Origin of the sequence: Sulfitobacter sp. M39, from assembly GCF_021735935.1 — a bacterium.
In the GTDB taxonomy this organism is placed as follows: Bacteria; Pseudomonadota; Alphaproteobacteria; order Rhodobacterales; family Rhodobacteraceae; genus Sulfitobacter.
This window is the reverse complement of the sequence record NZ_WMDZ01000001.1, coordinates 2,413,557-2,436,981: the sequence shown is the minus strand read 5'-3', so window position 1 is coordinate 2,436,981 and position 23,425 is coordinate 2,413,557. Positions and strand designations below refer to the sequence as shown.

Annotated in this window: 23 protein-coding genes; 10 read left to right on the top strand and 13 right to left on the bottom strand. The window is 61.3% G+C overall.

The window, feature by feature from the left end:
* Positions 1 to 10 precede the first annotated feature (10 nt).
* Together GLP43_RS11770 and GLP43_RS11765 are read left to right on the top strand one after the other, a co-directional pair.
* On the top strand, positions 11 to 784 hold the full coding sequence (locus tag GLP43_RS11770) for a type III pantothenate kinase (protein ID WP_237279455.1): 774 nt from the start codon (positions 11 to 13) through the stop codon (positions 782 to 784).
* Positions 785 to 788: 4 nt separating this feature from the next.
* Entirely contained in the window at positions 789 to 2,456 is a 1,668-nt protein-coding gene (locus tag GLP43_RS11765) for a ribonuclease J (RefSeq protein ID WP_237279454.1), read from the top strand.
* A 171-nt stretch (positions 2,457 to 2,627) separates the two neighbouring features.
* On the opposite strand, the gene GLP43_RS11760 is transcribed toward GLP43_RS11765, so the two are convergent.
* From GLP43_RS11760 to GLP43_RS11750, 3 genes are all read right to left on the bottom strand, one after another.
* A complete protein-coding gene (locus GLP43_RS11760; RefSeq protein ID WP_237279453.1) occupies positions 2,628 to 4,247 on the bottom strand; it encodes a DEAD/DEAH box helicase in 1,620 nt (539 codons plus the stop codon).
* Positions 4,248 to 4,384: 137 nt separating this feature from the next.
* Positions 4,385 to 5,329 (bottom strand): glycosyltransferase family 2 protein, encoded by a 945-nt coding sequence (locus GLP43_RS11755; RefSeq protein WP_237279452.1) that lies wholly within the window; start codon positions 5,327 to 5,329, stop codon positions 4,385 to 4,387.
* Between the two features lie 42 nt (positions 5,330 to 5,371).
* The gene (locus GLP43_RS11750; RefSeq protein ID WP_237279451.1) at positions 5,372 to 6,991 is read right to left on the bottom strand and encodes a peptide chain release factor 3; all 1,620 of its coding nucleotides are present in this window, start codon (positions 6,989 to 6,991) and stop codon (positions 5,372 to 5,374) included.
* Between the two features lie 131 nt (positions 6,992 to 7,122).
* On the opposite strand from GLP43_RS11750, the gene GLP43_RS11745 reads away from it, so the two are divergent.
* Complete coding sequence (locus GLP43_RS11745) at positions 7,123 to 7,482, top strand: nuclear transport factor 2 family protein (RefSeq protein ID WP_237279450.1); 360 nt, start codon at positions 7,123 to 7,125, stop codon at positions 7,480 to 7,482.
* Here the strand turns inward: GLP43_RS11745 and GLP43_RS11740 are convergent, their stop codons facing one another.
* The gene (locus GLP43_RS11740; protein ID WP_074634407.1) at positions 7,483 to 8,496 is read right to left on the bottom strand and encodes a Hint domain-containing protein; all 1,014 of its coding nucleotides are present in this window, start codon (positions 8,494 to 8,496) and stop codon (positions 7,483 to 7,485) included.
* A gap of 183 nt (positions 8,497 to 8,679) precedes the next feature.
* Here GLP43_RS11740 and GLP43_RS11735 point away from each other — a divergent pair, with 183 nt between their 5' ends.
* The 3 genes from GLP43_RS11735 (at position 8,680) to GLP43_RS11725 (ending at position 12,118) form a co-directional block, all read left to right on the top strand.
* A complete protein-coding gene (locus tag GLP43_RS11735; protein WP_237279449.1) occupies positions 8,680 to 9,459 on the top strand; it encodes an SDR family oxidoreductase in 780 nt (259 codons plus the stop codon).
* 153 nt (positions 9,460 to 9,612) lie between these two features.
* Positions 9,613 to 10,971 (top strand): sodium:proline symporter, encoded by a 1,359-nt coding sequence (locus tag GLP43_RS11730; RefSeq protein WP_237279448.1) that lies wholly within the window; start codon positions 9,613 to 9,615, stop codon positions 10,969 to 10,971.
* Between the two features lie 43 nt (positions 10,972 to 11,014).
* Positions 11,015 to 12,118, top strand: coding sequence for an ABC transporter ATP-binding protein (locus GLP43_RS11725; RefSeq protein ID WP_237279447.1), 1,104 nt, complete (start codon positions 11,015 to 11,017; stop codon positions 12,116 to 12,118).
* A gap of 51 nt (positions 12,119 to 12,169) precedes the next feature.
* Here the strand turns inward: GLP43_RS11725 and GLP43_RS11720 are convergent, their stop codons facing one another.
* Positions 12,170 to 12,823 (bottom strand): helix-turn-helix transcriptional regulator, encoded by a 654-nt coding sequence (locus GLP43_RS11720; RefSeq protein ID WP_237279446.1) that lies wholly within the window; start codon positions 12,821 to 12,823, stop codon positions 12,170 to 12,172.
* A gap of 219 nt (positions 12,824 to 13,042) precedes the next feature.
* Here GLP43_RS11720 and GLP43_RS11715 point away from each other — a divergent pair, with 219 nt between their 5' ends.
* Genes GLP43_RS11715 through GLP43_RS11700 form a run of 4 tightly spaced genes read left to right on the top strand, consistent with a single transcriptional unit; the run spans position 13,043 to position 15,641 of the window.
* The gene (locus GLP43_RS11715) at positions 13,043 to 13,279 is read left to right on the top strand and encodes a twin-arginine translocase TatA/TatE family subunit (RefSeq protein WP_005853930.1); all 237 of its coding nucleotides are present in this window, start codon (positions 13,043 to 13,045) and stop codon (positions 13,277 to 13,279) included.
* Positions 13,280 to 13,285: 6 nt separating this feature from the next.
* On the top strand, positions 13,286 to 13,924 hold the full coding sequence (tatB, locus tag GLP43_RS11710; protein ID WP_237279445.1) for a Sec-independent protein translocase protein TatB: 639 nt from the start codon (positions 13,286 to 13,288) through the stop codon (positions 13,922 to 13,924).
* The gene (gene tatC / locus GLP43_RS11705) at positions 13,921 to 14,805 is read left to right on the top strand and encodes a twin-arginine translocase subunit TatC (RefSeq protein WP_005853927.1); all 885 of its coding nucleotides are present in this window, start codon (positions 13,921 to 13,923) and stop codon (positions 14,803 to 14,805) included. Before tatB ends, tatC begins: the two co-directional genes overlap by 4 nt.
* On the top strand, positions 14,802 to 15,641 hold the full coding sequence (locus tag GLP43_RS11700) for an ATP-binding protein (protein WP_138058753.1): 840 nt from the start codon (positions 14,802 to 14,804) through the stop codon (positions 15,639 to 15,641). Before tatC ends, GLP43_RS11700 begins: the two co-directional genes overlap by 4 nt.
* 77 nt (positions 15,642 to 15,718) lie before the next feature.
* On the opposite strand, the gene GLP43_RS11695 is transcribed toward GLP43_RS11700, so the two are convergent.
* From GLP43_RS11695 to radA, 8 genes are all read right to left on the bottom strand, one after another.
* Positions 15,719 to 16,975: a peptidoglycan DD-metalloendopeptidase family protein gene (locus GLP43_RS11695; protein WP_237279444.1), complete on the bottom strand. Its 1,257-nt coding sequence runs from the start codon at positions 16,973 to 16,975 to the stop codon at positions 15,719 to 15,721.
* A gap of 76 nt (positions 16,976 to 17,051) precedes the next feature.
* On the bottom strand, positions 17,052 to 17,711 hold the full coding sequence (locus GLP43_RS11690; RefSeq protein ID WP_005853921.1) for a protein-L-isoaspartate(D-aspartate) O-methyltransferase: 660 nt from the start codon (positions 17,709 to 17,711) through the stop codon (positions 17,052 to 17,054).
* Complete coding sequence (gene surE / locus GLP43_RS11685; RefSeq protein WP_237279443.1) at positions 17,708 to 18,493, bottom strand: 5'/3'-nucleotidase SurE; 786 nt, start codon at positions 18,491 to 18,493, stop codon at positions 17,708 to 17,710. Before surE ends, GLP43_RS11690 begins: the two co-directional genes overlap by 4 nt.
* Before the next feature lie 72 nt (positions 18,494 to 18,565).
* Complete coding sequence (locus GLP43_RS11680; RefSeq protein WP_237279442.1) at positions 18,566 to 19,216, bottom strand: SDR family NAD(P)-dependent oxidoreductase; 651 nt, start codon at positions 19,214 to 19,216, stop codon at positions 18,566 to 18,568.
* A 70-nt stretch (positions 19,217 to 19,286) separates the two neighbouring features.
* Positions 19,287 to 19,553, bottom strand: coding sequence for a hypothetical protein (locus GLP43_RS11675; RefSeq protein ID WP_005853915.1), 267 nt, complete (start codon positions 19,551 to 19,553; stop codon positions 19,287 to 19,289).
* A 219-nt stretch (positions 19,554 to 19,772) separates the two neighbouring features.
* Positions 19,773 to 21,257, bottom strand: coding sequence for an amidophosphoribosyltransferase (purF, locus tag GLP43_RS11670; RefSeq protein ID WP_237279964.1), 1,485 nt, complete (start codon positions 21,255 to 21,257; stop codon positions 19,773 to 19,775).
* Positions 21,258 to 21,443: 186 nt separating this feature from the next.
* Positions 21,444 to 21,998, bottom strand: a complete 555-nt coding sequence (locus GLP43_RS11665; protein WP_005853908.1) for a CvpA family protein — start codon at positions 21,996 to 21,998, stop codon at positions 21,444 to 21,446.
* A 28-nt stretch (positions 21,999 to 22,026) separates the two neighbouring features.
* Positions 22,027 to 23,394 carry a DNA repair protein RadA gene (gene radA, locus GLP43_RS11660; RefSeq protein WP_237279441.1) on the bottom strand — a complete coding sequence of 456 codons (1,368 nt, stop codon included), beginning with the start codon at positions 23,392 to 23,394 and terminating at the stop codon, positions 22,027 to 22,029.
* Positions 23,395 to 23,425 lie beyond the last annotated feature (31 nt).

Here is a 23,425-nt window from a genome sequence, read left to right as displayed (position 1 = left end):
GGGATGTGCCATGCTGTTGGCGATTGACTGCGGAAACACCAATACAGTCTTTTCGATCTGGGACGGGGCGCGGTTCCTCGGGACGTGGCGGACCTCTACCGAATGGCAGCGTACCTCTGACCAATATTACGTCTGGCTCAGCACCTTGATGAAGTTTCAGGGCGTCGAGGCAGATATCACCGATGTCATCATCAGCTCGACCGTGCCGCGGGTGGTGTTCAACCTGCGCGTTCTGGCGGACCGCTATTTCAACACGCGTCCCATTGTGGTGGGCAAACCCGATTGCCTGCTGCCGGTGGATGTCCGCGTTGACGAAGGCACCGCCGTCGGGCCTGACCGTCTGGTCAACACGGTGGCGGGGCATGATCTTTATGGCGGTGATCTGATTATTGTCGATTTCGGCACGGCGACGACCTTTGATGTGGTCGATACGGATGGGGCCTATATCGGCGGGGTGATTGCCCCTGGTGTAAACCTGAGCCTTGAGGCATTGCATAACGCTGCAGCGGCCTTACCTCATGTAGACATCTCGAAACCACAGGCGGTGATTGGTACAAATACCGTCTCTTGCATACAATCGGGCATTTTTTGGGGTTATGTTGGCCTCGTCCGTGAGATATGTGCCCGAATAAAGGCTGAGCGCGGCCGCGAAATGCGCGTGATTGCCACAGGCGGGCTGGCCCCGCTCTTTCAACAGACAGTCGATCTGTTTGATGCATACCAAGATGATTTGACGATGCACGGCCTGACCGTGATTTATAACTATAACAAGGATACCGCTTAGTCATATGAGCAGCGAAAGATTGATCTATCTGCCCCTCGGTGGGGCAGGTGAAATTGGCATGAATGCCTATGTTTATGGATACGGGAAACCCGGCAAGGAGCGGCTGATTGTTGTCGATCTTGGTGTTGCGTTCCCCGACATGGACACAAGCCCCGGCGTGGATCTGATCATCCCCGATATCGCCTGGCTCGAAGAACGTCGCGACCAGATCGAGGCGATTTTCATCACCCACGCCCACGAAGACCATATTGGTGCCGTGGCCCATACCTATGACCGCCTGCGCGCGCCGATCTATACGCGGAAGTTCACCGCTAATATCGCCAAGCGCAAGATGGACGAATACGGTCACCCCGACGATGCGGTGACCACCGTGGCCCCTTGGCCGCAGCAAACGACCGTGGGACCGTTCAAAGTGGGCTTCCTGCCCATGTCCCACTCGATCCCTGAATCGTCGTCGCTGGTGATCGATGTGGCCGGCGACCGGCTGATCCACTCGGGCGACTTCAAGATCGACATGACACCCGGTGTTGGCGAACCCTACGACCCCGAACTTTGGGCCGATGTGTCCAAAGACGGTGTTAAGGCGCTGATCTGTGACAGTACCAACGTGTTCTCGCAAAACCCTGGCCGCTCGGAAGAGACCGTCGGGCCAGAGATTGAAAAGCTGCTCGGCACCGCGCAGGGTATGGTCGTGGCAACCACCTTTGCCTCGAACGTGGCGCGTGTGAAGACGCTGGCGGATGCGGGCGAACGGGCAGGGCGGTCGGTTGTGCTGCTGGGACGTGCGATGAAACGCATGGTCGAAGCCTCGCTTGAAACCGGCGTGATGAAGGACTTCCCGCCGGTCGTAAGCCCGGAAGAAGCCCGCGGCATCCCGCGCGAGAACCTGATGCTGCTGGTAACAGGCTCGCAAGGGGAGCGTCGTGCGGCGTCGGCACAGCTGGCACGCGGCAAATACATGGGGCTGGAAATGAAGGAAGGGGACATGTTCCTGTTCTCCTCCAAAACCATTCCGGGCAACGAGCGTGGCGTAATCAAGGTGATCAACGCATTCTCCGAGATGGGCGTTGATATCGTCGACGACAGCTCGGGTCTGTATCACGTGTCGGGCCACGCCAACCGTCCCGATCTGGAAACGCTGCATGACGTGGTCAAGCCGCAGATCCTGATCCCGATGCACGGTGAGCACCGCCACCTGCGCGAGCACGCTAAAATCGCCAACGCCAAGGGGATGAAGGGTGTTCTGGCCGTCAACGGCATGATGATCGACCTGTCGGGCAACGAGCCCAAGGTCGTTGAATATGTCGACAGCGGGCGGACCTATCTGGACGGATCGACGCAAATCGGCGCGATGGACGGCGTTGTGCGCGACCGTATCCGCATGGCGCTGAACGGCCACGTCACCGTGACCGTCATCATGGACGAGAACGACGAAGCCTTGGGCGATCCGTGGGTTGATGCCATGGGCCTGCCAGAGCAAGGCCGGTCCAAAGCATCGCTGGTCGAGATACTGGAAGCCGATCTGGCCCAGTTCCTTGGCCGTGCGAACGCCAAAACCCTGCGCGACGACGACAAGCTGCACGATGGGTTGAAGCGCACCGTGCGTCAGTCCGCCAACGATGAGATCGGCAAAAAGCCCGAGGTTACCATCGTGGTCAGCCGCCTGAGCTAAATCGACCTGATACTAAATAGAAACGCCGCGCAGCTCTCTGCGCGGCGTTTTGCGTTTGTGGGGGCAGGGTGTGGCGCGGCGGGGTTGCTGCAAGGCAACGCGGTAACGACAAAGAAAAAGGCGCAGAGGATGCCCTGCGCCTTTAATCGTTTCTGTCAGTGGTGCGCGGGGTTATTCGCGACGCTCGGCAAAGCTTAGGCCGATGAACTCGGGCGTGTGATCGCCCAGACCGACGACGCGGTTGTCGTTGCGGTTGTTCTGCTGACGGTTGTTGTCATTGCGGTTGTTATCACCGCGCCCGCCACGGCCACCGCGACGGTTGTTGGGTTTGTCGTCCTGCGGGGCGTCTGCCTTTTGGGCAGGGGCCTTATCTGCCGTATCCTTGGCAGGCTTATCCGACTGTTTGCCTTGGGGCTTGGCGTCCGCTTTGACGTCCGTTTTGGCATCGGATTTGTCAGCCTTGGGGCTGTCCGCCTGCGCCGTCTCTGTCTGGTCGGCATCCGCCTTAGCCGCATCGGGCTTTTTACGGCTGCGCGTGCGGGTGCGTTTGGGTTTTTCAGATTTAGCCGCCTCATCGGATTTGGCTGCGGGGGCCTCGGCTGTCTTGGCCTCTGCCGCGGGAGCCGCTTTTGCCTCCGAACCGCCCAAGGGGTTGTCGAGGCGCGGGATCTCGCGCTGCACCAGGCGTTCAACGTCTTCAAGGTTCTTTTCGTCCCGCGGGACGCAGATCATGATCGCCTTGCCATCACGGCCCGCGCGACCCGTGCGGCCGATCCGGTGCACGTAATCCTCGGCATGGGAGGGCACGTCGTAGTTATACACGTGGCTGACCGACGGCACATCAAGACCGCGCGCCGCCACGTCAGAGGCAACAAGGAAGCGCAGATCGCCGTTGCGGAACCCTTCCAGCGTTTTGGTCCGCTGGCTTTGATCAAGATCCCCGTGGATCGGAGCCGCGTCATAGCCGTATTTCTTCAACGACTTAGCGACCGTATCCACATCCATCTTGCGGTTGCAGAAGATGATCGCATTGGTGCATTTGTCGCCTTCGGCGTCGATCAACGCGCGCAGCACTTTGCGTTTCTCCGTCGCTTCACGGTCCTTGCGTGAGGCTTTGAACATCAGCACGCCTTGCTCGATATTCTCGCTTGTGGTGGCTTGACGGGCCACTTCGATACGCTCGGGCGCAGAGAGAAAGGTGTTCGTAATCCGTTCAATCTCGGGGGCCATCGTGGCCGAGAAGAACAGCGTCTGACGGGTAAAGGGCGTCATCTGGAAGATGCGTTCGATGTCGGGGATGAACCCCATATCCAGCATCCGGTCGGCTTCGTCGACGACCATGATCTTCACGTCGGACAAGATCAGCTTGCCGCGCTCAAAGTGGTCGATCAGACGGCCGGGCGTGGCGATCAAAACGTCAACGCCCTTGTCGATCAGCTTGTCCTGTTCACCGAAAGACACACCGCCGATCAGCAACGCTTTGGTCAGTTTCAGGTGCTTGGTATAGGTGTCGAAGTTTTCGGCCACCTGAGCTGCCAGTTCCCGCGTGGGGCAAAGCACCAGACTGCGCGGCATCCGGGCGCGGGCGCGGCCACGGGCAAGCAGGGTGATCATGGGCAGGGTAAAGCTGGCAGTTTTGCCGGTGCCTGTTTGGGCGATTCCCAAGACGTCCTTGCCTTCAAGGGCAGGGGGGATCGCGCCGGCCTGAATGGGCGTGGGGGTTTCATACCCGGCCTCATCGATGGCTTTCAGGACTTTAGGATTAAGGTTTAGATCAGAAAATTTTGTCATGTGTGTCCGATGATAGCGGACATACACTTGGCCCGCGGCAGCATTCATGTCGGCCCGCATGGCCCAAGGGGCGGAGGCTCTCCGCGACATGTTCTGCACCCATTAACAAAGACTCCCCGTCGCGTCAAATGGATGCGCTAAAGCCCTGTGAAACGGGGGAAATGTGTTGCCAGATGGTTGGGAAGCTCCAGATCCACCTCGCGCAGCAGCCCGTGACCGCGCAGACGGCTGCGCAATTCCGGTGTATCGGCGCAGACTTCGTCGAAAAACGCGCGCAAGCCGTCCTCGCCGCTTTCGCTCTCTATCATCGAGAAAAGGTCATTGAGCGATAGGCCGCCCTGGTCATAGGGGCGGTTGGGGCGCAGTTCGGGGCGGTAGCTGCCTTTGGTCACGCGGTAGCGGTAGGCGGTGATCCAGTCGTCCCATGTTTTCGCATGGGCATGGGCCAGCGTGATGTCGGGCGGAGCGTCGTGACAGTCCAGCATCTCGCCCTTTTGAAAGACGTTGTGGATGCGCAGATGCATATGCGGCAGCCCCGTGCGGACAAATACCTTGCCCGCAAGATGGCTGAGAAACCCGCCCTTTAAATAGGCACCATAGGTCGGATAAAGCTCTGCCACAATGCGCGCGCGGTCGGGGCCGGCGGGGATGAACCCCTTGAACGCCGTTGGATCGCCTGAAAGCTGCTCCATCGGGCGGATGCGGGTGGCGGGCGCATCTTGCGGGATCTTGGCGAGTATGTCAGCGATCGGGCGGTCGGCGACTAGATATTCATCCGCGTCCATGTGGATCAGCCAGTCCACCTCGCGGCGGCGGTTGTAGGCATGGGTCGCGTTGGCCGTCTGGCGTTGTTGGTGCGCCTCTGGCCGGTCGCGTTTGCGCTGCTTCCAATAGCGCGCGTCGCAGGTGATGACGCGGATCTTGGGATGGGCGTCCAGATGGGCAAAGGCCTCGTCATTGGGCGCATCCAGATAGATGTAAAGCCGCTGCGCGCCCGCCGCCAGATGATAGGCGGCGAACTGCAATATGTCGCGCGTCGGTGCCAGAATGGTAGAGGCGATGCCCCATGTCACATCAGTCATGGGGCCAGTTTGCGGTGCGTCGGTCGGGCTGGCAAGCCCAAGTCAGACCATCATTTCCTTGGTCGCGGTCAGGCGCACATCGGGGTAGTCGCGGTCTACGCGGTCGATATCCCATTGCAGCCGTGTCAGGTAAACGATGTCGCCATCGTGGTCATGGGCGATATGCTGCTTGTTGGCTTCTGTAAACTTATCAACGGCTTGTCGGTCACCGTTCACCCATCGGGCCGACGTGAACTGCGACTGTTCGAACCGCACCGGCAGCCCGTATTCCAGTTCGATCCGGCTGGCGAGCACTTCGAACTGTAGCTGCCCAACGACGCCCACAACAAAGCCCGAGCCGATGGCGGGTTTGAAGACCTTCGCGGCACCTTCTTCGGCGAATTGCATCAGCGCTTTTTCAAGGTGTTTCGATTTCATCGGATCGCCCGCGCGCACGCCCTGCAACAGCTCTGGCGCGAAGGACGGGATGCCACTGACGCGGATCGCCTCGCCCTCGGTCAGGGTGTCACCGATGCGCAGCTGCCCGTGGTTGGGGATGCCGATGATGTCACCTGCCCATGCTTCCTCTGCCAGCTCGCGGTCGGCGGCAAGGAACATCACGGGGTTGGTAACAGACATGGTTTTCTTGGACCGCACATGGGTCAGCTTCATGCCACGGGTAAAGTGGCCCGACGCCAGACGGACAAAGGCCACGCGGTCGCGGTGCTTGGGATCCATGTTCGCCTGAACCTTGAAGACAAAGCCGGAAACCTTTGGTTCTTCTGGTAAAATCTCCCTTGGCTGAGCGGATTGAATCTGCGGTTCGGGGCCGTAGGTGGCAATGCCGTCCATCAGTTCCTTGACGCCAAAGCTGTTGATCGCAGAGCCGAACCAGATTGGTGTCAGCGACCCTTCGGCCATCAGTTCGGCATCCAGCGGCGGCATCAGCTCGCGCACCATCTCAAGGTCTTCGCGCAGTTTCTCAAGCAAGGCGGCGGGCACGTGTTCGGCCAGTTTTGGGTCATCCAACCCTTCGATCGCGATGCTTTCAGAAACCTTGTTCCGGTCCGCACGGTCCATCAGTTCAAGCCGGTCACGCAGGATGTCGTAGCAGCCGATAAAGTCGCGGCCCACGCCGATGGGCCAGCTTGCAGGGGTCACATCGATCGCAAGGTTTTCCTGAATCTCGTCGATGATCTCGAAGACATCGCGGCTTTCGCGGTCCATCTTGTTACAGAAGGTCAGGATCGGCAGGTCGCGCATGCGGCAGACCTCGAACAGCTTTTGTGTCTGGCTTTCCACGCCTTTCGCTCCGTCAATCACCATCACGGCCGCGTCAACGGCGGTCAGCGTGCGGTAGGTATCTTCGGAAAAGTCAGAGTGGCCGGGCGTATCCACGAGGTTAAAGCGGAAATTCGTGCCTTTGTTCATGAAATCGAACGACATGGCCGAGGCAGAGACCGAAATACCGCGGTCTTTTTCCATCGCCATAAAGTCGGACCGTGTGCGGCGCGCCTCGCCCTTGGCGCGGACCTGACCGGCCATCTGGATCGCCCCGCCGAACAGCAGGAATTTCTCTGTCAGCGTGGTTTTCCCCGCATCGGGGTGGGAAATGATCGCAAAGGTGCGACGCCGAGCGATTTCGGCAGGCAAAGCGGGGCGGTTTGAGGGGGTATCCAACATGGATTGGCATATATCCACGCCCGAACACACGCGCAAGTCTGCTTGGATCAGGTGCCTGCTGGCATTTTCTTGGGGGGTGGCGCGAAATTGCGGTATGATGGGGGCAGATGAAACCAGAGGGGGGCGTGACAATGGAATTGAAAGAAATCGCAGAGGCGTTGGTAAAAGGCTGCCGCGAGGGCCACGAGGTGGCGAACCTTGATCGGCTTTACGCGCAGGACGCCGTGTCGGTTGAAGGGATGGACCACGGAAACGGGCGCGAGACGCAGGGCCTTGAGGGCATCAAGGGCAAGCATGCGTGGTGGGACAGTGCGATGGAGGTGACGCGCCAGAATGTCAGTGACCCGATGCTCCATGGCGATGACCGCTTTGCCGTCATCTTTGATGTTGCGGCGCGCGAAAAGGACAGCGGCACCGAGATGGAGATGAAAGAGGTCGCCATCTACCACGTGGCCAATGGCAAGATCGTGCGCGAGGAATTCTTTGGCTGATCAGCGCATGCTGGCGCGGCGCAGCAGTTCTGCCGCGTCGGGGCGGTCCAGCAGCGGTTCCGACACATCCAGCCCCGCATGGGGCAGGTCGGAATGGCCGGGGATGACATCGCCCATGGCGTCCGACAGCTCTTGCGGCAGCACGCCTTTGGTGCGGCTGTCGATCAGCATGGATTCTGCCGCGATCCCTTCGGCATAGATGATCTGGTGCCCATCAAACAGCAGTTGGAAATAGTCGACAAAGCCGCCGTCCTGTACCCGTACCGTATCACCGTTGACCAGATGGCGGACCTTGACCAGCAGCTCTGACCGGCCGGCGCCCAGACGGTCTTCGCGTTGGTAGATGAACAGGCGGTGATCGGGGCTGACGATCAGGTCATTGTCGTTGTTCAATGTGCCCGCGTTGATGCAGATCGGGGCGAATTCGCCAACCGCGCGCACGGTGCTCTGTCCGATCCAGCGGATCGCCTGCACGCCGTCATCGCGGGTCAGGACCTTGTCACCGACGCAGAGCTCCTCGATCGGGCGCTGCTCGCCGGTGGCCATGGTGATATGCGTGCCGCGGGTGAAGGACACGCAAGCCACTTGCGCGAACTTCTGGCGCATCGTCTCGGTGTCTATGCCGACCAGCCGGTATTCCACTTTCGACGACAGCGCGCTGAGCGGGATGAGATAGATTGCTTCGGCGTGGCCGTCATCGGCCACTTCGACCAGCAGGATCGCATCGTTGATCTGCCCGTCGGGCGACATGAAGGTCAGCGCGCAATCCAGATGCAGGGCGGCCCCGCTGGTTCCGGTTTGCGTGTCGGGCGCGATCGACAGGCTGCCATCCGGTGCCGTCTGGATCGACAGGCGCACTGGTTCTGCCCCGTAGGACAGCTCGTACACATCATCCAGCAGCAGTTCCGAGGCAAAAGACAGCGCGTCGCCCATATTCGCACCATCCGTCGCCGTGAATTGCGTCGCACGAAAGACAGGGACGCTTTGCGGAGGGGAAGGGCGGGGCGAGGTCATGGGGCGGGCCTTTGCGCGCGAAAAGTGAATGATATCGGGGCCGGCAGTCACACAACTGCCGGTGGTTCTTGTGTCCTTGCCATAGGATTGTGTCCCATTCGGGTCAAGCCTTTGGCCTTTTGCTGGCATTGTCCGCGAAGACAGTGCTACGACTTGCGCGAACACTAACCGGGAGAGATCGCTATGGATCTGGGAATCAAGGGAAAACGCGCATTGGTTTGCGCATCGTCAAAGGGCCTCGGCCTGGGCTGCGCAGAGGCGCTGGCCGAAGCGGGTGTGGATCTGGTGATGAACGCACGCGGTGCCGCTGATCTGGAAACAGCCGCCGAACGCATCCGTCAGGATTATGGCGTCGAGGTCACCACCATCGCCGCCGATATCGCCACGGATGAAGGCCAGAAGCTGGTGCTGGAGGCCGCGGGCCAGATCGACATTCTGGTCAATAACGCAGGCGGCCCACCCCCCGGCATGTGGAGCGATTGGGACCGCGAGGATTTCATCAAGGCGCTCGACGCGAACATGCTGGCCCCCATCGCGATGATCAAGGCGCTGGTGCCCGCGATGATGGACCGTGGCTGGGGCCGCGTCGTCAACATCACCTCGCAATCTGTGCGCGCGCCAATCGGCGTTCTGGGGCTCAGCAACTCGGCCCGTACCGGGCTGACCGGCTATGTCGCGGGCACCTCGCGGCAGGTCGCGGGCAAGGGCGTGACGATCAACAACCTACTGCCCGGTATCCATGCCACCGACCGCGCCGATGCGCTGGATGGCGGCGTCGTCAAACAAAAGGGCATCACGCTGGACGAGGCCCGCTCTGAGCGCGCATCGACCATCCCAGCAGGGCGTTATGGCACGCGGCATGAATTCGGCGCGGCCTGCGCTTTCCTGTGCTCGCAACACGCGGGCTTTATCGTCGGGCAGAACTTGCTGCTGGACGGCGGGGCGACCAATATCACGATGTAAGTGCGAGGGGCGGGCGCTGTGATGCCCGCGCGGCACGCGCGCCCGTCTGACATATTTCATCACGTTTACGACAGACCGCCGCGCAACAGATAGCGCGGCGGTTTTTGCTCGGCTACCCATGGACGTTGCTGTCCCTTTCAAAGGTATTCCCGGATGTCCCCCATTGTTCTGTTTGTCCTCTTCGGTGCCATCATCGCCGCAAGTCTGCTGGCCGCACCGCGCCGCGCTTCGATCGAGGGGTTCTTTGGCGGGATGACGGCCCAAGGCGGTGCGCCGGGGCTTTGGACGCTGGTGCTTAGCCAGGTCACCACATGGATTTTCGCCCGCAGCCTGATGAACGCGGCTATCTTGGGCTATTACTACGGCATCGCGGGCACGCTGGCCTATGCGGCCTATTACGGGTCTTTCTTGACCGGGGGCTTTATCGTCGGCCGTCTGCGCCAGAACGGCGCCATGTCGGTACAAGATTGGCTGGGTGCGCGCTTTGGCGGAGCGGGCAACGCCTGCTATAATCTGGTCATCGCGCTGCGGCTCTTGTCCGAGGTGTTCGCCAATCTGCTGGTGGTGGGGCTGATCTTTAACGCCGTGCTGGCGGGCAGCGGCACGCCTGCGATCCTGATCGTCGCGCTTGTGGGGCTGGGCTATTCCGCTTGGGGCGGGCTAAGTGCTGCGCTGCGCACCGATGTGGTGCAGATGGTCGTGTTCCTCGTGGTTTTCGGTGTCGCCTTTGTGGCGCTGGTCGTGTCGCCCGGCTTTGATCTGGGGGCGGTTGTCACGGCACCGGGGACCGCAGGGGCCTATAACGGCTGGGTCTTGCTGGCCGTGGCGCTGTTGCAAGTGTTTTCCTACCCCGCGCATGATCCGGTGATGATGGACCGCGGGTTTATCGCCGACCCGGAGGTGACGCGCCGGTCCTTTCTGCATGCCTTCTGGATCTCGACCCTGTGTATCATCGGCTTCGGGTTCTTCGGCATTCAGGCGAGCCTTGTCGGTGCGGCCTACGAGGGCGAGCTGATCGGCACCTGGGCCACGATGTTCCCTGCGTGGGTGTTTGTGGCGCTGATGATTTCGCTGCTGGTCTCGGCGCTGAGCACGCTGGATTCCGCGCTCTCTTCTGCCGCGCGTCTGGTGGTTGAAGAGCTGAAGCTCGCACCGCGTAGCCTGAACGGCGGGCGGATCGTGATGCTGGGCTTTATGGCCGCAGGCACGGTGCTGACGCTCTGGGGCAATGCGACGCTGTTCGACGCGGTGGCCGTGTCGGGTACCGCGTCGATGTTCCTGACGCCGGTGCTGGTGGTCGGGCTGGTGATGCAGCGGCAGATCGCCCTATGGGCCTATCTGGCGGCCTTCGGCGCGGCGATGATCGGGGCCTTTGCCTATTTTGCCCGCGCGTGGCCCGCCTTTGCCGCGGTGCTGCCAGAGGGGCATAAATACGAACAGCTTTTGGTGATTTGTGTGGTCGTTCTGGTCGCAGGCTTCGCGGCGGTGCTTGCGGGCGCGCGGCGGGGCTGATAGCGGTCGATCCCGAGCGAATTGATCGGATTAGACCGCGCCCATGACTGAAGTGACTGACGTGCACCCGAGACTGGAAATCAAGAACCTGCAGCGCGCCTATGGCGGGCGGGCCGTGGTGGATGATGTCAGCCTGAAGATCATGCCGGGGCAGGTGACCTGTCTTCTGGGGCCGTCTGGCTGTGGCAAGTCGACCACCCTGCGGATGATCGCCGGCGTCGAGATGCAGGACAGCGGCACGATCCACGTTGATGGCAAGCTGATCTGTGACACGGTTTTCCGCGTGCCCCCCGAACGGCGCGAGATCGGGTTGATGTTTCAGGATTTCGCGCTTTTTCCGCATCTTAGCGTGGCCGACAACGTGGGCTTTGGCCTGAAAACCGGCACCAAGGCCGAACGCCGCGCCCGTATCGAGGAACTGCTGGAACGTGTGGACCTGTTGCGGTTCATCGACGGCTATCCGCATCAACTGTCAGGGGGCGAACAACAGCGCGTGGCGCTGGCGCGTGCCTTGGCCCCGCGGCCCAAGATCATGCTGATGGACGAGCCCTTCTCGGGGCTTGATAACCGGCTGCGCGATGACATCCGGGACGAGACTTTGGGCATCCTGAAAGAGGAAGGTACCGCCGTCTTGCTGGTCACCCACGAGCCCGAAGAAGCCATGCGCATGGCAGACGAGATCGCCTTGATGCGCGATGGCAAGATCGTGCAGCAGGGGGCCCCGTATAACGTCTACACGCGCCCCGTCGACCGCGCGTCGGTGGCGTTTTTCTCGGACGCGAATGTGTTGCGGGCCGAGGTGTCTGGGGCGCTTGCGCATACTGTCTTTGGCCGGTTTCTGGCCCCCGGCGTGCCGGACGGGACGCAGGTAGATATCGTGTTCCGCCCCCAGCATTTGCGCATCGACTTTGACCGTGCGGGCAAGGGGCCGTTGCCAACCTCGACCGATGGCACCGCAGCCCGCGCCGTTGTTGCGCGTGCGCGTTTCATGGGGAATGAAAGTCTCGTGGAGTTTGTCATGGACCATGACGGCAGCACCCTGCGCGCCACCGTGCCCAATGTCTTCTTGCCGCAGCCCGGGGCCGTCATGTGGCTGACCGTGCGCCGCGACCGTTGTTTTGTCTTTCCGGTGCATGAGGCGCGGTAGACCGCTGGCGGCTGCCCCTGTGGCACCCCGAGGGATGCCTTCGGCGAGGATTTAATCCATTTGGAAGGCGGGCGGCGCGGTGAATAGCTCGGGCAGCGGGTGTGTCGCCTCGATCAGGTCAAGCCGCAGGGTGGTGTTTTGCCCTTTGTTTTCGTCCCAACCTGACAGCGTCCAGCTGCGCGCGGCATGGTTGAGCGCGTGGGGGTGGAGCACCAGCGTTTCGAGCGAGCCATCGTCGGCGTTATAGACGATCCTGAGTTTCTGGCGCGCGCGGATTGCGGCGCGCAGCACGGGCAGATGCCCCATCCCCCGCGCGGCATTGGCGAAAGGGTGTTCAATGCGCTGCCAGTCCTGCGTTGCGGGCTGTGCGGTTTCAGGCAAGGCCGCGTCGATTTTTTGCGCCAGAGAGGTCGCGGCGGCCTGTAGGTCGGGGTCGGTTGTTTCAAGCACAACGGCGAGGGCGAGTTGCAACGCCTCTATCTCTTCGGGGGAGAGGGATAGCGGCGGCAGCACCGTCGCCGGTGTCAGCCGGTAGCCTGCGCCACGGGTGCCGGTGATCGCCACGCCCGACGCCTGCAGCCGCGCGATGTCGCGGTAGAGCGTGCGCAAGGACACGCCCGCCGCCTGCGCCATATCCTCGGCCCGGTGAAGCTGGTGGTCGCCCAAGAGGGAGAGCAGGGAAAACAATCGATCGCTGCGGCGCATGGTTTATCTGTGCCACGCGAGCGGGCAGGGTGCAAGGCAACTGCCAAAAAACTGTCAGGAGTGTTGGGGCGGTCGTCGGAGGGCGTAATTTTTGCGGGGCCGCGCGGCGAGGTCATCGCTTTGGCCCTTCAAGCTGCCAGAGCGGGGGCCTAAAAAGAGACAGAGTTTACCGGCGGGGGCAGTCCCTCTGCCACATATTCGGATTATGGAGTTGAGACTATGTTGAACAATATCGGCCTTCCGGGTCTTTTGCTGATTGCAGTTGTGGTGCTGGTCCTGTTCGGGCGCGGCAAGATTTCCAGCCTGATGGGCGAGGTCGGCAAGGGCATCACCAGCTTTAAGAAAGGTATCAGCGAAGGCGAAGATGACGTGAAAAACGGCGATAAGGACACCGCCGAGTTGAGCGATGACACCGTTGTTGTCACCGACACGAAGACCGACAAGGACCGGGTGTAAGCTCTCATGTTTGATATGGGGTGGTCAGAGCTGTTGGTCGTTGGCGTTGTCGCGCTGATTGTGGTGGGTCCCAAGGACCTGCCCGTGCTGTTTCGCAAGGTCGGCCAGTTTGTGGGCAAGGCCAAGGGGATGGCGCGCGAGTTTAGCAATGCGATGAATGACGCAGCCGATGACACGGGCATGCGCGAGATGTCGTCCAGTTTGAACAAGACGTTGAAAACCGCGACGAACCCGCTGGGATCGGCGATGGACGAAGTGAAATCAGCGACCAAATCCCTGTCCAAATTCGACCCCGAAAGCGAGACAGGCAAGCTGGCCTCGCAGCGGGCCGAGGATGTCAAGAAAATCCAGGCCGCCACCGCCCGTGCCGGTGCCGAGCGCAAACAGCGTGAAGCTGCCGACGCGCTGGCACAGGCCGATAAGGCAGAGGCAAAGCTGGCAACACCCGCCGCCGCGCCGCAGATCGAGAAGCCGGCGGCGAAAGCTCCTGCCAAGAAAGCGCCAGCCAAGAAGGCAGCTGCCGCCAAAGCGCCAGCCAAAGCCACGTCTGCGAAGAAACCTGCCGCCAAGAAACCTGCCGCAGCGAAACCTGTGGCCAAGAAAGCCGCGCCCAAAGCGCCAGCGGCCAAAAAGAGTGACACATGAGTGCATCAGACGATATTGACGACAGCGCCGCCCCGCTGATCGAGCATCTGGCCGAGCTACGCACGCGGCTGATCCATTCGGTGATCGCCTTTATCATCGGCATGGTGATCTGTTTTACCGTTTGGAATCCGATCTTTAACTTCCTGACGAACCCTTTGTGTTCGGCTATGGCCGAGCGCGGGCAGGAAGACTGCGGGTTGATCCTAATCAAGCTGCAAGAGGGCTTTTTCGTTGCCATCTCTATCTCTTTGCTGGGCGGGCTGGTGCTGGGCTTTCCCTATATCAGCTACCAGCTGTGGCGCTTCGTGGCGCCGGGCCTTTACAAGAACGAGAAGGGCGCGTTTCTGCCCTTCCTGATCTCGAGCCCGCTGATGTTCTTTTTGGGCGCGTCCTTTGCCTTTTATGTCGTGACGCCACTGGCTTTCGATTTCTTCCTCGGGTTCCAGCAGGCGGGCACGCTTGTCGGCGAGGGGACGGATAACGCAGGCGGGATCGCGGCCATCGCGTTCCAGGGGTCGGCTCAGGAATATCTGAGCCTGACGATCAAGTTCATCGTGGCCTTTGGCCTGTGCTTTCAGCTGCCCGTATTGCTGACCCTGATGGGCAAGGCCGGACTGGTCAGCGCCGAAGGGCTTGGCAACGTGCGCAAATATGCGGTGGTTGGTATTCTGGTGCTGGCCGCACTTGTCACGCCGCCCGATGTGATCACCCAAGGGATCCTGTTTGTTGTGGTCTATGGGCTTTACGAAATCTCTATCTTTCTTGTAGGGCGGGTTGAACGCAAACGAGAAGAGCAGCTGCGCGCAGACGGGTATTATGACGACGAATATGATGACCCGATCCTTGCAGAGTTCGAAGAGGATGAGGACGACCTGAAGTGAACCGTGACCCTATGGACCGTATCGCAGCGGCGTTGGAGAGGATGTCTCCTCCGCCGCTGAAAACCCCGGATTTTGATGTTGCGGGGGCCTTTGTCTGGCAGACAGGGCCGGACCATCTGGCACCGGTCGAAACGGTCAGCAAGGTTGATCTGTCGCTGCTGGTCGGCGTGGATCGCGCGCGCGACACGTTGCTGGCCAACACGATGCAATTCGCCGCCGGTCTTCCCGCCAACAACGCCCTGTTGTGGGGCGCGCGCGGGATGGGCAAGTCGAGCCTTGTGAAAGCCGTGCACGCGCATGTCCGAGAGACGCACGACCGACTGCGCATCGTGGAACTGCAACGCGAAGACCTGCCATCGGTCGGCCGTCTGCTGAGTCTGCTGCGCGGTGCGCGGCAACGGTTTATCCTGTATTGTGATGATCTGAGCTTTGGTCATGACGACGCGCATTACAAATCGCTGAAGGCGGTGCTGGATGGCGGGATCGAGGGGCGGCCAGAGAATGTCGTTCTTTATGCCACGTCGAACCGGCGGCATCTGATGCCCCGTGACATGATCGAGAACGAACGTGGCTCTGCCATCAACCCTGCCGAGGCGGTGGAAGAGAAAGTATCGCTGTCGGATCGGTTCGGGCTGTGGCTGGGCTTCCACCCCTGCGACCAGAAGCAGTATCTGGATATGATCCGCGGTTATTGCGATGCCTATGGGGTCGAGATTGACGCCAAGACCCTGCACGCCGAGGCGATTGAATGGCAAGCGACCCGTGGGGCGCGGTCGGGCCGCGTGGCGTGGCAGTACTTCGTTGATCTGGCAGGGCGGCGCGGCGTCGCGCTGTAAGCGATAAGCGGCCTGCACAAAAGCAAGCGGCCCCGAAAAGGGGCCGCGTGTTAAAACTGTTCAGCTTTCCAGTTGGCTTAGTTCAGGTAGGGCGTCGGATCGACGCTATCAAAGCCTTTGCGCACTTCGAAATGTACGAATGAATCGTCGCCCGGGCGCAGCTTGGCGATGCTCGCACCTTTGGAGACGCTATCCCCTTTGGCGACCGACACATTGGCGACATTGGCATATACGGTCAGCAGGTTGTCAGGGTGACGGATCACGACAATCGGCACGCCCTCGGCGCTTTTGGTGATCGCGGCGACGGTGCCGCTATCGGCGGCTTTGACCGCAGCACCCGGTGTGCCCTTGATGTTGATGCCCTCGTTCTTGCCCTTGGAATAGGCGCGGATGATGCTGCCCTGTACGGGGGGAGACATGCGGCCCGAAGAGGCGGGTTGCGTCGTCTTGCCCACATCGGCGACAGGCTTGGCTGCGGCGGGTTCGGGCTTTGGCGCGGCGGGCTTCTCGTCCACGGGCGGTAGCGGTTTCGCAGCGCTTGGCGGGGTCGGCGTTGGCGATCCGGTGCCGGGCAAGCTGGTCGTTGTCGGCGCAGTGGCCGTCGCGGCGGCTGGCACTGCAGCGCTGCGTTTCGGGGCGGCTTGCTGCGCCACGGGGATCAGCAGGAACTGCCCTTCGCGGACAGAGAAATCAGCGCCAAGCCCGTTCCATTCGGCCAGCGTTTCAACCGGCACGGCATAGAGACGCGCGATGGTATAGGCGGTTTCCCCACGTTCCACCTTGTGGCGCACAGGCTCGATCCCGGTCTGTTTCGCGGGGTTCTCGCGGGTGGTGGTCTGCGCCGAGGGCAGGGTAGTGGTCTGCACGCCGGGGGTGGCGGGCGCCCGGTTGATCGCGCCGCCTGCGATGGTCTGAATATCGACCGCGGCAGTGGTGATCGGACCGGTGCCCGACGCACCAGTCGCGGGCGAGGGTTCAGCCACGCGGGTCGGTAGGGCGATGATCTCTCCCTTGCGGAGGGGGACGGCAGGGTCAATGCCGTTGTAGCGCGACAGGCTGCCCACATCGGCACCCACACGGGTGGCCACGTCAGACAGCGTATCGCCGCGCCGCGCCACGGCGACCTGATAGTTTGGATAGGAAATCACACCGCGGTTGTCCGGTGCGGGGCGTTCATCCAGCGGGCCTGTGGCTGCATGGGCGGTAGTGAAACCGTCGCCAAAGCCGCCGCGCAAATCCATATCAAGGGGCTGTTCACAGGCGGCGAGCAAAAGCGCAGAGCTGCCCGCCAGTACCGTCAGCCTGAGGGTACGGGTCACGTTTGGTTGGGTCATCTGCTCGTCCTCGTCTTCGGTGCCGTCAGCGCCTTGGGGTCCCCGTTCGGGCGGAGTTCCCCTTGCTATACTGCATTTAGCCGTCTTTTCCCAGCCCTTCAAGCAAGGGAACAAAGCGGACCTTGCGCAGCTCGTCATATTCCAGCCCGGTCTCGGTTTTGCGGACACGTATGAGGTGTTGAACCGTGTCCGACTGGCCAACGGGCACGACCATAATGCCGCCAACCTTGAGCTGGGCCAAAAGCGGGCCGGGGGGGTCTTCGGCGGCGGCTGTCACGATGATCCGGTCAAAGGGGGCCTGTTCGGGCAGGCCAAAGCTGCCGTCGCCTATGATCGCGGTGATGTTGGACAGGGCCAGATCCTCGAAGATCTGGCGGGCCTCTACCACCAGCCTGCGGTGGCGGTCGATGGTATAGACGCGCCGCGCCAGTTTGCTGAGGATCGCGGCCTGATAGCCTGATCCGGTCCCCACCTCGAGCACCTTGTCACGCGACGACACATCCAGTGCCTGCGTCATCAGCGCCACAACCGAAGGCTGGCTGATGGTCTGACCGCAGGCGATCGGCAGGGGCATGTCCTCGTAGGCGCGGGACGCGAAAAGGCCGCGGATGAAGGGACCACGGTCGATCTGCTCCATCGCGTTCAGGACACGGGCATCGGTGACGCCCTTGGAACGGAGTGCGTAAAGAAATTGCATCTTGCGTGTCGCGTCTGTGATGTCTTCTTCGTCGTTCATGTATTGATGGCTTTTAGCGCGTCAAATGTATCATGAGCGGTGAGGTCGGCGCGCATGGGCGTGACCGAGATATAGCCGTCAAGGTTCAGCGCAGCGTCGGTGCCGTCGTCCGTCGGGATCTGCTGGTCCGCGCCCTTGATCCACAAGAACCGCCGCCCCGAAGGCGACAGCTGCGGGATCGTGGAAAAGCTGGTATCGCGGCGCATCCCTTGGGGGGCCAAACGGATGCCCTGAACCTCTGCCGCTGCGACGGGCGGGAAATTCACGTTATAAAACAGACGGTAGCCATCCCCATGCGCCGGTGTCGCATCCAGAATACGGCGGGTCACTTCGGCCCCGTGGCTGGCAGCGGCCTCGAACGGATCATCCAGATCGCGGTTGGCGGGGCCGTAGTATTGCGACAGCGCTACGGCGGGGATACCTTGCAACGCCGCCTCCATCGCGCCACCGATCGTGCCGGAATAGAGCGTGTTTTCAGCCGCGTTGTTGCCGCGGTTCACGCCGGACAGCACCAGATCAGGGCGGGCATCCAGCATACAGTCATGCAGTGCTGCCATCACACAATCGGCCGGGCTGCCCTCGACTGAAAAGCGCCGGTCGCTGACCTTTTCGACCATCATCGGCTTGGTGTAGCTGATGCAATGCCCGACGCCGGATTGTTCATAGGCGGGCGCCACGGTCCAGACCTCGCCATCGGGTCCGGCCAGGTCAGTGGCAATGCCCTGCAGGGTCTTCAGACCCGGAGCGTGAATACCGTCGTCGTTGGTGATCAGAATGCGCATAAATTCCCCTTTGCGCCTTGATAGGCGACGGGGCGCGGCGCGGCAAGGCAGGAGCCTTCACCGCATCATGTTTTAAGGCTGGGGAACAGCCAGTTGCGCCAGAATTTCAGCGGCTTGCGACTGTGGCGTGTTCAGCGCCTCGCGATCTTCACCGGGGTGGAAACGCGCGCGTGTCGCGGTTGGCATGGGGGCGGGCGTCATGATGTGGATGCGCGGGCCGATTGCCACCGCTTCGGATTGCCAGCTTTTGGCCAGCGCGATCTGCGCGGCCTTGGTGGCCCCGTAGCTGCCAAAGAACTTGGTCGCCACAACCGGATCGTCAAAGAACACAGCCTGACCCGATTGCCCCAGCAGCGGTGCCACATAGGTGATCAGGGTCGAGGTGGCGGTGACGTTACAGGCGACCGATTTGGCCATGTCTTTGGCGTCGATGTGATCGGTCGGGGCCAACGGGGCGGCATGGACAGCGGTGTGCAGCCAAAGATCAAGGCTGCCCCAGCGGTCATAGATGCCACGGCACAGGGTCGCCATTGCATCGGCATTGGTGATGTCCATCGGGGCCAACGTCGCGCTGCCGCCGCGGGACTGGATACGGTCGTCCAGCTCTTCCAGGGCGCCGGTGGTTTTGGCGACTGCAATGATGTGATGCGTGTCGCAAAGTGCTTCGGCCAGGGCGGCACCAAGACCGCGGGACGCGCCAGTGATAAGAGCTGTTTTTGTCATGGGGTGGCTTTGCCTGAGCCACCGCCCCCCGTCAAGAGGGGCGCGGCCCCGCAGCCTGTCGCGGGGCGTTTCACCCTTTCGGAAGTTTGAGCGTCACCGTGCGCCCGCGCTGCGCCAGCACCACGCTGTCGTCGCCAATGGCAGCGACGATGCCGTCGCTGATCTTGTCGTTCAACGTCACGCGGTGGATGCGTCCGCGGCCATCGCGGATCAACGCGCCGGGGTCGGTCAGGCTGCCGAAGGTACCAATCAGGGCGAGCTTGGGCAGGGACGCCTGCTGCGTAGCCAGATTAAGTGTTTTCTGCGGGGTCGGAGTGCCTTTTTCGTCAGTCGACATGGGTGCCTCTTGCTGCGCTTATGGGGGCAAAGAATGGTTAGACCGAGGGGCTAACAAAGCTGCCTGACAGCCGAAAGAGGGCGCGGGGGAGGCTGGCAAAGACTGGCTTGCACGTCGGCAAAGCTTTGCCAGCGGCACGGGGGTGCGAAACAGCAAAAGGGCGGGCGAGGGGTTGAACCCTGCGCCCGCCCTTGCGGAACCTGTCGGAAAGCGGTGGCTTTATTCGGCGGCTGGCTTCATCTCGAACCCTTGATTGATTTGGTCGGCAGGGGTGACGGGGTAATCACCCGAGAAGCAGGCATCGCAATATTGAGGGCACTTCTTGTTGCGACCCTCTGCCTCGCCCACGGCGCGGTAAAGCCCGTCGAGCGAAATGAACTTGAGGCTATCCACTTGCAAATGCTCGCGCATTTCCTCTTCGGACATGGTGGCCGCCAGCAGCTTTTCACGTTGCGGCGTGTCCACACCGTAGAAACAGGGCCACGCGGTGGGGGGCGAGGCAATGCGGAAATGGACCTCTTTCGCGCCGGCATCAAGGATCATCTCTTTGATCTTACGGCTGGTGGTGCCACGCACAACCGAATCGTCGACCAGAATGACCCGCTTGCCCTTGATCAGCGCGCGGTTCACGTTGAGCTTTAGCCGCACGCCCATGTTGCGGATCTGTTCGGTCGGTTCGATGAAGGTCCGGCCCATGTATTGGTTGCGGATAATCCCCATCGCATAGGGGATACCCGATTCGAGGCTGAAACCGATGGCCGCAGGCGTGCCGCTGTCGGGAACGGGGCAGACAAGATCCGCCTCTACCGGCGATTCCTTTGCCAGCTCGCGCCCGATGGCTTCGCGGGTTTCATAGACCGAACGACCGCCAAGGATGCTGTCGGGACGGCTGAAATAGACGTGTTCAAAGATGCAGAAACGCGATGCTACACGGCGGAAGGGGAAATGGCTTTCGACGCCCGAAGGGGTGATCACGACCATCTCGCCGGGCTCGATCTCGCGGACGAATTCGGCACCGATGATGTCCAGCGCGCAGGTTTCCGAGCTAAGCGCCCAACCGTCGCCAAGCTTGCCCAGAACCAGCGGGCGGACACCCAAAGGATCGCGCACGCCGATCAGCTTGGTGCGGGTCATCGCCACGACCGAAAACGCGCCTTCGACACGGCGCAGCGCGTCTTCCATGCGTTCGGGAATGTTGCGTTGCAGGGACCGCGCCATCAGGTGGATGATACATTCGCTGTCCGACGAGGACTGGAAGATCGACCCGCGTTCAATCAGCTCGCGCCGCAGGGCGTTGGCATTGGTGATATTGCCATTATGGGCAATCGCGGCACCGCCCATGGCGAATTCGCCAAAGAAGGGCTGTACATCGCGGATAGCTGTCGGGCCTTTGTGACCAGAGGTCGAATAACGCACATGCCCGATAGACAGTTCGCCGGGCAGTGTTTCCATCACCTTTTGCGAGGTAAAGTTGTCGCGCACATAGCCGAAGCGACGGGCGGACTGGAAACCGGCAGCGGGGTCATAGCTGACGATCCCGCCGGCTTCCTGACCACGGTGCTGCAATGCGTGCAGGCCGAGGGCCACAAAGTTCGAGGCGTCTGCAACGCCGATCACGCCGAACACCCCGCATTCTTCTTTGAGTTTATCCCCATCATCTGCATCACGCAGATAGGAGGAATCAAACGGGTGCGCGGGGGGCATGATCTTGGACAACGGGGCAACTCCGAATCCGATGAAGGGATAGGGGCTATGTAGGACTTTGGGCGGGCCTTGTCACCCCGCCGTTACATTTTGCCCCCGCATATGCTGCGATGCAACATATGGCAGAAACGCAAACGCCCCCGAAAACGGGGGCGCGTGTTTAACTTTTGGCAGCCTCAGTGGCGATTAGGCACCGCAGGCACCAACCAGAGCCTCGTAGCGGGTGGTGATCCATCCCAATGCGGCTTCTGGGTTCTGCTCTTCGATCTGGCCGGTAAAGCGCCCGAAGACCTGTGCCGACCGGCTTTCGTCAACCATGGTGAAGGTCTGGCCAGTGATCACGGTGTCATAGACAAAGAACGCGATGGCGACCAGAAGGATGCCGCGCGCCACGCCGAAAAGAAACCCGAGCCCTTGATCCAAGCCACCCAGAACAGAGCGCTGCACCAGCGACGAAAACAGCGGGGTGAACAGCGAGACCACAATGAGCGCGATGGCAAAAACGATGGCAAAGGCCCCGATGATCGATAGTTCACAACTGTCGGCAAGGAATTCGCCCACGACAGGGATCTCGGACACCAGCGGTTCAACCTGCGGCGCAAAGAGAAACGCAAGGATGGCGGCGGCAATCCAGCCCACGATCGCCATAAATTCGCGTACAAGCCCGCGGCCATAAGCCAGCAAAGCCGACAGAACGATGACAAGCGCCACAACCCCGTCAATGATGGTAAAACCTTCCATGGTCGTCTTGCCTTCCTTGAAGGGGCAGTTAGCCAGCCCCGAATATTTCGCCTACAAATCCGGTGAGATCGCTCATGGTGTTAAGCGTTATGCCGTTCTTGCCCACCGGTTTTCCGCCCGCGGGCGCGATGGCGCTGGTAAAACCAAGTTTTTGCGCTTCTTTCAACCTGTTTTCGGTCTGACTGGCGGGGCGTAGCGCACCGGACAGGCTGATTTCGCCGAAAACAACGGTTTCCGCGGGCAGGGCCACGTCTTCGCGCGCGCTGAGCAACGCGGCGGCTACCGCCAAATCCGCCGCCGGCTCCGAGATTTTCATGCCGCCCGCCACGTTGAGGTAAACATCAAGCCCCGCAAAGGGGATGCCGCAACGGGCCTCTAGCACAGCGAGGATCATCGCAAGCCGTCCCCCGTCCCAGCCTACGACCGTACGCCGCGCCTGCGAATGAGGCGGGGGGGCCACAAGCGCCTGAAGTTCGCATAAAACAGGGCGGGTGCCTTCGATACCTGCGAAAACCACTGACCCTGCGGCGGGCGTGCCGCGTTCGGACAAAAACAGGGCAGAGGGGTTGGTGACCTCGGCTAGCCCTTCGCCGGTCATCTCGAACACGCCAATCTCGTCGGCGGGGCCAAAGCGGTTCTTGACCGCGCGCAGAATGCGGAACTGGTGGCCGCGTTCGCCCTCAAAATACAGCACGGTATCGACCATATGCTCGACTACGCGCGGCCCCGCAATCTGCCCGTCCTTGGTGACATGCCCCACAAGAATCACGGAAACGCCGCGCCGTTTGGCAAAACTTGTCAGTTCGTGCGCGGCGGCGCGGACCTGACTGACGGACCCGGGGGCGGAATCGACGTTATCGGCCCACATGGTCTGAATCGAATCGATGATGACCAGATCGGGTTTTTCTTCCTCTAGCGTGGTCAGAATATCGCGCAGATTGGTTTCGGCTGCCAGCTGCACCGAGGCGTCAGATAGCCCCAAGCGCTGCGCACGCATACGGACCTGCGCCGAGGCTTCCTCTCCACTGACGTAGATTGTTTTTAACCCGCTGCGGGCAAAATGGGCCGCTGCTTGCAGCAAAAGGGTGGATTTCCCGATGCCCGGATCACCGCCCACCAGAATGGCAGAGGATGGCACCAGCCCGCCGCCCAAAACACGGTCCAGTTCGGTAATGCCGGATTGGCTGCGGGGCGGGGGCGTGTCCTTGGTGGTGAGGTCGGTCAACACCATCGCTGCACCACGACGGGTGCCAAGCGATTTGCTGGGCGGGCCGGATGAAATGCCCTTGTCCTGCTGGATCGTATTCCATTCGCCGCAGGCATCACAGCGCCCGGACCATTTGTTATAGGTCGCACCGCAAGCCGTGCACGAAAATGTAACGGGAGATTTAGCCATGCGTCTTTCTGGCCGAACAAACGGGAAACGT